The organism is Martelella sp., assembly GCF_984369615.1.
The window spans coordinates 35,133-45,351 of record NZ_CFHTCS010000005.1; the positions used below are offsets into that span (position 1 = coordinate 35,133).

A 10,219-nucleotide genomic window follows, 5' to 3' on the forward strand; every position below is an offset into this window, starting at 1 on the left:
GCGACGGGCAAAGGGGCAAGTCCCGCTGTGCCCGCATCTCCGGAAACGCCCGAAGAAATTCACAGGCGGTGGCAGTCCGCCTCCGAACGCCGGAGAGATTGCGCAGGATGCCATCCGTGCCGCGCGCCACAGGGAAACTGTGGGGGATAGCTGCTGACTTCATACTGGGCGATCTCCCTGCAATCTTTTGGGGGCGGTGCATTCGACCTCGTCGCGGGCCGGGCATAGCCTCCGGAAGGCTTCGATGGGCATGTCGCCGTCGCAGACGTGGTCTGGTATGGCGGCTCGGGGCGTTCAGCCGCCGAGCCGCCTGGAGCGCCGGAGCAGGCTCGAGGCGCATGGTCACAGGTTCACTCGTTCACTTTTCCGGGCAGGCTCAGATCGCCCGAAACGATGTCGAAGACATCGACGACGCACAGAAGCGGTGCGTGAATACTCTCATTGACCCGAAGTCCGACGGTCACGCCGTCATAGGACGCAGCTTCAACGACGCCGATATCGTCGAACGGCACGCGCACCTCGACGATCCCTCCGCGGATCAGCGGGTCCCAGCCCGGACTGTCGATCAGGATCGGCAGGCCCGGCCAGGTCTTCGGCAGTCTCGGGCTGGCGCTCTCGGGGATGTCGATAACCTTCAACGCGCCGGGTCCGCAGGCATCGTCGGGACCGAGGACGACCCAGTGGCTGTGCCAGAGGTCGCCGTCATTGCCCGGGTTGCCATCGCCATTCTCATCGAACAGCGGTGTATCGTCGAAATCCGGATGGGCCGTGACGGCGAGGGCGAGCAGACCCGTCCCGCGTTCGAACCCGACTTCATAGGGGTCGATGTTCGTCGGCCAGACATAGGCGAAAACTTCGCTTCCTGCCAGCTGGCCTGATGGTGTCGGCTTGCTTTCGCCCGCGCGTCCGGAGACGCCGATATGGAAGGTGGCGGTATTCTTCTCCGTCGTGATCCGGGCATGAACGATGTCGAACTGTGCCGGGATCGCGTCCGACGCTTCGGCGTGGATGCCCCCCGTATGATCCGTATCATGCGCCGCCGCCGGTGCGGCCAGGGCGGCGGCAATCGCCGCTGCTGCTATAGCGTTTCTCATGGCCATCACCTCAAATCCGAGAGAGCGGCGCCATGATTGATGTGCAGCGCAGAACCATCGATGACAAGCGCAGGCACGGAGTTCACCCCTGCGGCAGCGGCCTCGTCGATCCGCTGAGGCGCATCGCCGAGATGGACGATCTCCAGATCGACGCGGGCGCGATCGATGATCTCGGTGATGTTGTTTTCGGCGGCAACGCAGACCGGGCAGCCTGCATGGTAGAAAATCGCTTTCTGTGTCATAATATTGGAGTCTCCTGTCTTTTGAGAGTCGGGTTCAGACATCAGGACGTCTCGCCCGTTGCCGCGGGCGGGGCGTCCACTTTTCCGGATGACGTCCCGAGAAACTTCCGCCACAGGGCCGAGGTCTCGGGTTCGCCCGCCGGTTCATGCTCGCCGCAGTCGAGACGCAATTTCGCGTCCCCGAAGGCGGCGTCCACGAAGGCGCAGTGATGTGGCGCGGCCGGATCGTTATGGACGTTCGGCCGGAAAAAGCTGCAGGTCGCGCACATGCGCTGAACCGGGATCGCGCCGCGGACCTGCAACTCGCGGATCATCCGGGTCAGGGTCCTCAGAAAAACCCCTTGTTCGTCGGCCTCCAGCGTATCGATCGCGCCGAGAAGCGCATCGGGCCATTCGGCCATCACCTCCGCGACACGCTGCCCTTGCGTCGTCACATGCAGCAGCGAGGCGCGCCCGTCTGCCGGATCGGGCCGTCTTTCGACGTGGCCCTTGCGGATCAGCGCCGATAATGCGTCGCTTGCGGTCGGTTGCGTGACTGCAAGTTCCTCCGCGAGCGCGGTGATGCGTGCGGGACCGCGCCGAACGAGATGAACGAGGATCTGCGCCTGTGTCGGCGTGAGAGATTCAGTCTCGGCCTGCTGCCACCCTTCAGCCCTTAGATACAGGCCGATCTTGGCAAGGCCTGTGGCAATATGAAATTTCTCTGTCATCGCGCTCTCCATGCCGTTCTTTTTACATAGGACTCCTATGTATGTCAACGAAGCCGACGGTTGGTTGTGAGCTTCCCCTTCGGTCAGGGGACCGGGCAGGATTTGGTGAAAAGCTTGCCTTGTCCAAGACCAACCGGATTGTGCACATGCCTCTGCCGGTGACATCGGCCTGCTGCAACCCGTGTCCGCCGTGCATGGTCGACAACAGCGGCGATTTTGCCGCCATGACGGACGATAACGTCAACCATTAGCTGACGTTTCACGCTGCGGGCGGAGCGCAAAGATAGGCAATGAGGAGAAATGGCAGCGTTCAGCGCCTGGGGGTGCACAAAGTTGGTCGTTTTCCGGCGAGGGCGACGTTTCGGGCGGGATTGGCACCGCAAGCGCTGGACTTGTTGATTACGCCTGAACGAGTGCGATCTGCAGCAAGACAGTGAGTGCCGCCGAGAACAACCCGACATGATGGAGCGCGGCCAGCTTGCCCAGACCCTCGCGTACGATCTCGATCCTGCCGTCGGACGGGTAGTCCTTGACCGCCTCGATACGGCCGAAGAGCTGACTCAGCATGTAACCCAGGCAAAGCGCCAGCACGATCAGCACCGTGAGCGGCGCCCAGGCGAAATCGCGCTGCCACGCCTGCACTGCGAGCAACACCGTTCCCGTACCCATCGTGGCCATCATGGTCGGGGGCAAGAGCCGGATCAGGCGGTTGAGTGCCGCGTGGACCGTCCGCGCCGTCTCGTCCGACACGTTCTGCGTCATCGGATTGCGCATGACCGCCCAGACCGGCTTCTCGATATAGGACAGCGTCAGGAATATTCCGCATGCGAAGGCGAAGCAGACCGTGACAAGCGATGAGATCAAAGAGGTCATGAAAAGAGTCCTTTTCGGGTTAACGCTGCGTCTGGAGCGATTTCAGACGCAGTGGATACCGGGTCACCGTCCGCAACTGCGTAAAAGCTCTGGCGGTCCGGTTCCGGCATTTGTCCTTGAGGTTGCCGCAGTCGAACGTCGGAAGCTCCCGGACCACCGGCAATTCATTCCGTCAGGTCGCCGCCCCGTGGCGCTCCTCGGGGAGCGGATAGCGCAGGGCGAGCGTGTCCGCGGTCAATTTGTGCTGCTCCAGAAAGTCTCGGACCTGGGCTTCGATCTTCGGCCTGGCAATAGCCGAGAACCGCTGAACGAGGCCCGCAACGCCGCAGACGGTGAAAAGGTGAATGAGCTCGACCGGTGTCCAGTGATCGATCGCGGGTTGAATGAAACGCCTGGGGGTGGTGATCGGCGCTTGACCTGAAAGCCAGGCCACGGTCAACGCGGCACGCTCTTTTTCGGTGAAGAGCGCCTGCCCCTCGGGGCGCGACTTCGCCGCATCGAAACAATGACGGGCACGCTCGACCGCGCGTTGATCGCTCCCGGCCGCCCTGTAGGCAAGCAGCCCCTCCACCGCGGCGAGATAGTCATGGCCTCTGGCAATGGCCGAGACGCGCGCCATCAGATGCTTGAGTTCGGATGGCACCGGCGAATGATCCCGGTCCTGCATCATCTCGGCATAGAAGATCGCGTGACGGGCGCGCAGGTGCTCCGGCCAGAGGCGCATCCAGTCCGGCAGGAGGCCCAGTTCCCGTCTGGTATATGCGTTCACGCCGCCCGCCGCCTCAACAATTGCCTCGTATTTCGCGACCATCGCTTCCACAGAGGGACCGCCCTGGGGCAGGTCGTGGTCGAGATTGGTCGCTGTGCGATCCTCGCTCACACCGTGACGACCGGCCTCGATGCCCGCGCTCTGCTCGGACTGTCGCGCCCAATGGGCTTCGATGTCGACACCGGCAAGATCGTTGAAGGTGTTGAGGAAACCGAACGCCGAGGCGATCATCGCCGTGCCGGTGATATTGGCCTCGACGTCTTCCTGAGAGATGCGCTTCCGCGAGGCATTTGCCCGAACCCGCGCCAGCAGTTCGTCGCTAACCGTGTTGGTCGCCGCCGCAGCGGCGAGATCGGCAAGCGCCGCTTCGAAGGGGCCGATCGGAGAACCTTCCGGTGCCTGCCCCCGTCGGGCGGCTTCGATCAGTTTCGGGATGCCGAGCGATTTCTCGCCCGCCGCCGAAGTCATGTGGACCTGGCAATAGTTGCATCCCGACGCCTCGGACGTGGAAAAGCCGGTTGCCACCATCACCGGTTCGCCGAGAATCCTCTGTCCCGTCCCGATGGCGCCGACATTGTGGGCATAGACAAAGAGCTTATAACTCTCCGGCCAATGATGCTGGTAGTAAAAACAGTTCGGCCAGAAACCGAAAAAATCCTTATAGAAACGCAGAATAGCCCACTGCTCGGGATCATCCGAACGCGTTCCGTCGCTTTCGGGAATATAGTCTTTGAGCACGATATCCTCCGCGCCATGCGCGATGGTTTCGTCAGAGAGGTGATCCGTGTCGATCGCGGCGGTCGCTGCGGCAACGAGCGGCACAAGTCGTCCGGCGGCGTTAAGCGCGACAAGATCCTGCGAACCGTTGATATGCATCTCGCCGGCGAAGGCCTGCGGCACTGTCGATACACCGGACAGGTAGACGCTGAGATTGGCGGTCCGCGGCGAGGCGCTCACGTCATGCTCGCCAAATCCGAGGCCGGCGCGTGACAGCGTCTCCTTGGCCGCGACGCAGAACCGGCAATCGGGTTTGGTGAAGAGTTGCAGCTTCTCGGTCATATCGGGCTCCGTTCGTTTGTTCGCGTTGAGCATATATTGGCACTGGACATTCAGCGCGAAAACCGATCATTCTTGAACAAAACGTTCGGAAATCGGAACAATAATATGAACAATTTTGATCTGAACGATCTTCATGGATTTGGCCTGATCGCGAGCGCTGGCGGATTGAGTCCCGCCTCGCGACGCTTCGGGGTGCCCAAGGCAACCCTGTCTCGCGCACTGCACCGACTGGAGAACGCCGCGGGCGCCCCTCTCTTCGATCGTATCGGCCGGGGCTTGCGCATGACGCCGCTCGGCGAGAGTCTCCTACCTGCCGCCGAGGAGGCGCTATCGCTCCTTTCGACGGCGGAGGAAGCCGTGCGCCTCGGTCAGGGGGAGCCGAGCGGACGTTTGCGCATCGCGTCCAGCGCACTTTCGGGCCAGAAGCTGCTTGCGCCGGTGCTCGCCCGGCTGACCGAACGGTATCCGGCCGTACAGGCCAGCCTGCGTGTCACGAGTAGCGGCCCGGATCCGGTGACCGAGGATCTTGATGTCGTAATCCGCGTTGGGCGGCCGAACGAGCCTTACCTCGTTGCAAGGAAGATCGCCGCCTCGCCGCTCGCGCTCTACACCTTCCGCACGCGCGGCGCTGAGGTTGATCTTTCCGATCCGAGCGCTGTAGAGGGTCTTGGCCGGATCGACATCGCCATTGATGAGTTTCCCCATGAATGGAGAATGACCGGCTCGAAGGGTGAGGTCGTATACCTCACAAGCGAGCCGTTGATGACGGTGAGTGAACCGACTGTCGCTCTCGGCATCCTGAGCGCCGGCTCCGGGGTCGCGCTTCTGCCGATGTTGTACGCTGAGCCATTGGCCCGCGCCGGCGCCCTTGTTCGGGCGCTGCCGGATTTCATCGGACCGCAAATGGAACTCTTTGCAGCGCTGCCGCCAAAAAGGTCGAACGTACCGGCGGTCCGGGCCTTTCTGGATCTGCTTGTTTCCCACGTGATGGAAATCAAGGACGTCGCCAGCGCCTACGACTTCACGACGGAACGAATCTCGATGGCTTCAAGAACCGCAAGAGCAACTTGAGCCGGCCCTATTTCGGCCGGATATCCTGCCAGAACCGATGGGGCACGGGGATAGGTTCGGGGTCGCCGAACGCGTCAGGACGTTGCGTGAAGCCTAGGACAAGTCGCGGCCCAACGGTGATTGCTGGCCGCTTGATTTACGGCTTCGTGGGGTTGATTGCCTCCAGTCCGGATGTTCCGATACCGCATGCCCGGCCGGTCAACTGACAAAGACAGAAAACGCCGGATGCTGCCTCACGTCACGTTCTGCGCAAATATGCGCCGCTGCGTCCCGCTTTGCATCGAACGTTACCATTCTTTTGCAGCCAAATACCGTTCTTAGGGGAAGAGTATATCTTGACGACGGTATACCGAACGGTATAGATCAAGTCATGATACACGCGACCCCCACGAGAGCCATATTGCTCGAACATGCCCTTCGTCTCTTTTCCGCCTATGGCTATGAAGGCGTTGGCGTTCAGCAGATCTGCAACGATGCCGGCGTGGGGAAGCCCACGCTCTATCACTATTTCGGGTCCAAGCTTGGCCTTCTCGAAACCTTGCTGAAGGAGCGTCTGGCCCCCTTGCACGAAGCGCTGGAGCGGGCCTGCCTGGTTGCGCCGTTCGACCGTGCGCTCGCTGCGCTCGCGGAAACGACATTCGGTTTCGCCCGTGAGGAACCCGCGCTCTACCGCTTTTACCTGACGCTCTGGTTCGCCCCGGTCGAAAGCGAGGCGCGGCAGGCGGCCGAAGAGCACCACCAGCGCCATTTCGAGGCGTTTGACGCCTGTTTCCGCGCCCATGAGCAAGCTTCCGGCGGCGGGCTGACGGGGCGGCACAGGCTTCTGGCGGCCTCCTTTCTCGGCCTGGTCAACAATCATATCGGCATCGCGCTCAACAGCTTCGCGACGCTCAACGCGCGCTCGGCGGCCGACACGGTCGCCATGTTCCTGAACGGCGCCCTGCCGCCCTCTTCTTCCGACGGAGAATAATCGCACAATGTACCAGTCAGTACATAATCAGGGGCGACCGATGCCCTCATGGATTGAGCACGCCGTTTTCTGGCATCTTTATCCACTCGGCTTCACCGGGGCGCCGATCCGTCCCGATGCCGACATGCCGCTTGAGCACAGGCTTGACCATCTGCTGGAATGGCTCGATTACGCCGTCGAACTCGGCGCTTCCGTCCTGTTGCTGGGCCCCATCTTCGCCTCAGCGACCCATGGCTACGACACCACCGACCATTTCCGGATCGATCCGCGGCTCGGCGATGAAAACGATTTCGACAGGTTGATCGTTGAGGCGCGCGCACGCGGCCTGCGGGTCGTGCTCGATGGCGTGTTCAATCATGTCGGGCGCAGCCACCCCTTTGTCCGCGACGTGCTGGAGCGCGGCGCATCGTCGCCGAAAGCGTCGTGGTTTCGTTCCACGCCGGAGGGCGAACTTGCTACATTCGAGGGGCACCACGGTCTTGTGGCGCTTAACGGGGAAAATCCCGCGGTCGAGGATTATGTCCGCACGGTGATGCTCCGCTGGCTCGACCGCGGGGCTTCCGGCTGGCGGCTCGATGCGGCTTACGCGATGGCGCCGGAATTCTGGGCGCGGGTGCTGCCGGGCGTTCGCGAGCGCCACCCCGACGCCTTCATCTTCGCCGAGATGATCCATGGCGACTATGCCGGATTCGTCCAAACGAGCGGCGTCGATTCCATGACCCAGTACGAACTCTGGAAAGCCATCTGGAGCGCGCTCAACGACCACAATTTCTTTGAACTGAGCTGGGCGCTCGACCGGCATAACGGCTTTCTCGACCACTTCATTCCGCAAACCTTTGTCGGCAATCACGACGTCACGCGGCTGGCGAGCTGCCTTGAGGACGCCGGCGCGCTGGAACAGGCGCTTGCCGTGCTGTTTACGGTCGGCGGCATTCCCTCGGTCTATGCCGGCGACGAGCAGGCCTTCCATGGCGTCAAGACGGAAGGCGAGGGCGGCGACGACGCGGTTCGCCCAGCCTTTCCCGACAGTCCGCAGGGTCTCTGGCCGGATGGCTGGACGGTCTACCGCCGCCATCAGGAGCTGATCGGGGTGAGGCGCCGCCACCCCTGGCTTGTCAGGGCGCACACGAAGGTCCTGCGGCTGGAAAACACCCGGCTCCTCCTCGAACTGGCGCATGACGAGCGGCGGCTTTTCCTGGCCCTCAATCTCGACGGACCGGCATCCTTTGCCGTGCCGGAGGCAAAAACGGTGCTTGCGGGGCGGGATGCGCATTTCTCCGGCGCAGGTTCGCTGCATCTGGGGGCAAAGGGCTGGGCCATTCTGTCGACAGCGCAGTGTTGACCTCATCGGCCCAAACGCGCTGTTTGATGCCAAAGACACTGTAGAGCGGAAACCTGTGAAGGCAGACATCATGAAACGCATCAGTATAACGGCCTGGGCAGCCCTGGCGATCGCCGCCTGTCTTTACGCGACAATGACGCTCTGGACGTTGCCGGCGATCAGTCGGACCGCTGGCGGACTTCCGCCTTTCGATATGCGGCCGGGCGGCTATACATTCGGCGAAGCGAAAGCCTTCCTGTCGGCGCTGTCGGAGAACGGGCGGGCGCTTTATCTCGGTCCGCAGCAGCATCTCGATCTTGTCTTTCCGGCAGCGCTTGCGCTTGGGCTTGGCCTTGCGCTCTATCGGCTTGCGCCCTTCACCCGGTTCTGGAAGCTGTGCTTTGCCGCAATACCGGTGATCGGGATGGCGTTCGACTATCTGGAAAACGCCGCCGTCAGGGCCATGCTTCTCGCCGGGCCGGCAATCCTTCAGCCCGAACAGGTCGAGACCGCCAGCCGGTTGACGATCGCCAAGTCCGTCTTCGGCAGCGCCGGTTACGGCCTCGTCCTCGTCTTCCTGGTCCTCTGGGCTGTGCGACGCCGGCGCGGCGCTTCCGCTTCCCACGTTTGAAGAAAAGGCAGGCCGCCAGTTTTAGCCCATGGTGCCGTTCGGGTCTGCGTCGTCGTCCGTTCCCTGCGATTTGCGGAAGGCCGCAGGCGTTTGTCCGGTCATGCGCCGGAACGAGGTGTAGAAAGCGGACTTGGAATTAAAGCCGACATCATAGGCGATCTCGAGAACCGTTTGCGTTTCGGAAACCAGAAGCCTCTTGGCCGCGTCGATCCGGTGGCCGTTGACAAATGCGTAGAAGGACTGGCCAAGCGTTTCGCTCAGCGTCTGCGAAATATAATTGGGCGTAACGCCGATATGCTGAGACAAAGACCAGAGCGAGAGATTGGCGTCCCGGTAGAGCCGCTCGTCCGTCATCGCGGCGGTGAGCTTCTCCGCGATCCGCTGCTGCATCTCGCGTGACAGCGCGCTTCTTTCATATTTGCCGCTTTCGCCTGTCCTTGCCTGGGCCTCGTCCGGCGGCACAAGGCCCGGTCGCTGGCGTAGCCCCCAGACGCCCAGAACCATGACAATCAACAGCGACCACAGACGGTCGATGGCGACCGGAACCACGGCCCAGCCCAGGGGGTCGAGAAGGGCGGCATCGACAAGATTGAGCAGGGCGTAGATGGCGACCAAGCCCATCAGCCAGTTGATCCAGTAGAGCTCCAGCCGCTCGGTGCTGGCATAGAGATCGCAGAGCCGCTTGCGGTAGCCTGTCAGCCTCCGGTACATCAGCACGACATAGACCAGCCACAGGGTGAACGTCGCCGGGCCGAGCAATCGCCAGATGACGACAAGAGCGGAAAGCGCCACCGGCAGCGGCGTCCCGGTTTCCGCGGCGGAAAACAGGCCGTTGCGCGTTGCGACAGGCAGCAGGGCCATGGCGATGCCGGCGACGGCGGCAAGGGCGGGCAGGATGAAATGCAGGATCGACGGTCTGCGGGGCGGTCCTTCCCGCGTCAGCGCCAGAACATAGAAGTAAAAGAGCGGCGCCAGCAATGTGCTTGCCGGCGCGAACAGCCCCCACACCAGCGAGGAATAGACATGCCCCGCAAGCGTGTTCTCGTCGAAACGCAAGGGCAGGGGCGAGATGATGAAGACCAGCAGGAACAGGCATCCGAGCAGCCGGGAGCTTGTGTGAAACCGCGTCTGGCCAAAGGCCAGCACGGCCGAATAGAGCGCGACGACCGGCAGGGCCGTATCGGCAATGGTTTTGAACTGGTCGATCAAGGGCGGTGTCGGCGTTTCTATCGTTCGTTGAGGAAACTTTCTAGCGCGCCCTTCCGGTAACCGCAAATTCCGGCCTTTTCGGGAAAACGCCCGGGAGAAAGGCGGTTTCCAGCCTGTCCGATGTCCTCGCCTGCCGGTCAGGACGACGCGACGGCGTCTTCGTCATAGCGCACCCGTGATTGAAGCGATCACGGATTCGGACATTTGAAGCAAACGCTCCTCCACCACAGAAACATCCTCATCGTCGCCGTGCTGGCGCTGGCGCTGTGC

The 10,219-nt window shown here is 62.3% G+C and carries 10 protein-coding genes; 4 read left to right on the forward strand and 6 right to left on the reverse strand.

All coding sequences use genetic code 11. The features are described from left to right. Window positions 1-350 precede the first annotated feature (350 nt). The 5 genes from AC5DC2_RS01155 to AC5DC2_RS01175 form a co-directional block, all read right to left on the reverse strand. Window positions 351-1,094, reverse strand: coding sequence for a hypothetical protein (locus tag AC5DC2_RS01155; protein ID WP_491697192.1), 744 nt, complete (start codon window positions 1,092-1,094; stop codon window positions 351-353). A gap of 5 nt (window positions 1,095-1,099) precedes the next feature. Further along, window positions 1,100-1,378 carry a thioredoxin family protein gene (locus AC5DC2_RS01160; protein WP_491697193.1) on the reverse strand — a complete coding sequence of 93 codons (279 nt, stop codon included), beginning with the start codon at window positions 1,376-1,378 and terminating at the stop codon, window positions 1,100-1,102. Beyond that, a complete protein-coding gene (locus AC5DC2_RS01165) occupies window positions 1,378-2,046 on the reverse strand; it encodes a MarR family winged helix-turn-helix transcriptional regulator (RefSeq protein WP_491697194.1) in 669 nt (222 codons plus the stop codon). Before AC5DC2_RS01165 ends, AC5DC2_RS01160 begins: the two co-directional genes overlap by 1 nt. A 399-nt stretch (window positions 2,047-2,445) precedes the next feature. After that, complete coding sequence (locus tag AC5DC2_RS01170; protein ID WP_024709937.1) at window positions 2,446-2,919, reverse strand: hypothetical protein; 474 nt, start codon at window positions 2,917-2,919, stop codon at window positions 2,446-2,448. A gap of 172 nt (window positions 2,920-3,091) precedes the next feature. Continuing rightward, a complete protein-coding gene (locus tag AC5DC2_RS01175) occupies window positions 3,092-4,747 on the reverse strand; it encodes a glutaredoxin domain-containing protein (RefSeq protein WP_491697195.1) in 1,656 nt (551 codons plus the stop codon). Between the two features lie 105 nt (window positions 4,748-4,852). Here AC5DC2_RS01175 and AC5DC2_RS01180 point away from each other — a divergent pair, with 105 nt between their 5' ends. From AC5DC2_RS01180 to AC5DC2_RS01195, 4 genes are all read left to right on the forward strand, one after another. Then, complete coding sequence (locus AC5DC2_RS01180) at window positions 4,853-5,818, forward strand: LysR family transcriptional regulator (protein WP_161633066.1); 966 nt, start codon at window positions 4,853-4,855, stop codon at window positions 5,816-5,818. A gap of 400 nt (window positions 5,819-6,218) precedes the next feature. Next, window positions 6,219-6,788, forward strand: coding sequence for a TetR/AcrR family transcriptional regulator (locus AC5DC2_RS01185; protein ID WP_491697196.1), 570 nt, complete (start codon window positions 6,219-6,221; stop codon window positions 6,786-6,788). Between the two features lie 40 nt (window positions 6,789-6,828). Next, complete coding sequence (locus AC5DC2_RS01190) at window positions 6,829-8,130, forward strand: alpha-amylase family protein (protein ID WP_491697197.1); 1,302 nt, start codon at window positions 6,829-6,831, stop codon at window positions 8,128-8,130. A gap of 70 nt (window positions 8,131-8,200) precedes the next feature. Continuing rightward, on the forward strand, window positions 8,201-8,740 hold the full coding sequence (locus tag AC5DC2_RS01195; protein ID WP_491697198.1) for a hypothetical protein: 540 nt from the start codon (window positions 8,201-8,203) through the stop codon (window positions 8,738-8,740). A 21-nt stretch (window positions 8,741-8,761) separates the two neighbouring features. Here AC5DC2_RS01195 and AC5DC2_RS01200 read toward each other — a convergent pair whose 3' ends face one another. Then, complete coding sequence (locus AC5DC2_RS01200; protein WP_491697199.1) at window positions 8,762-9,949, reverse strand: helix-turn-helix domain-containing protein; 1,188 nt, start codon at window positions 9,947-9,949, stop codon at window positions 8,762-8,764. Window positions 9,950-10,219 lie beyond the last annotated feature (270 nt).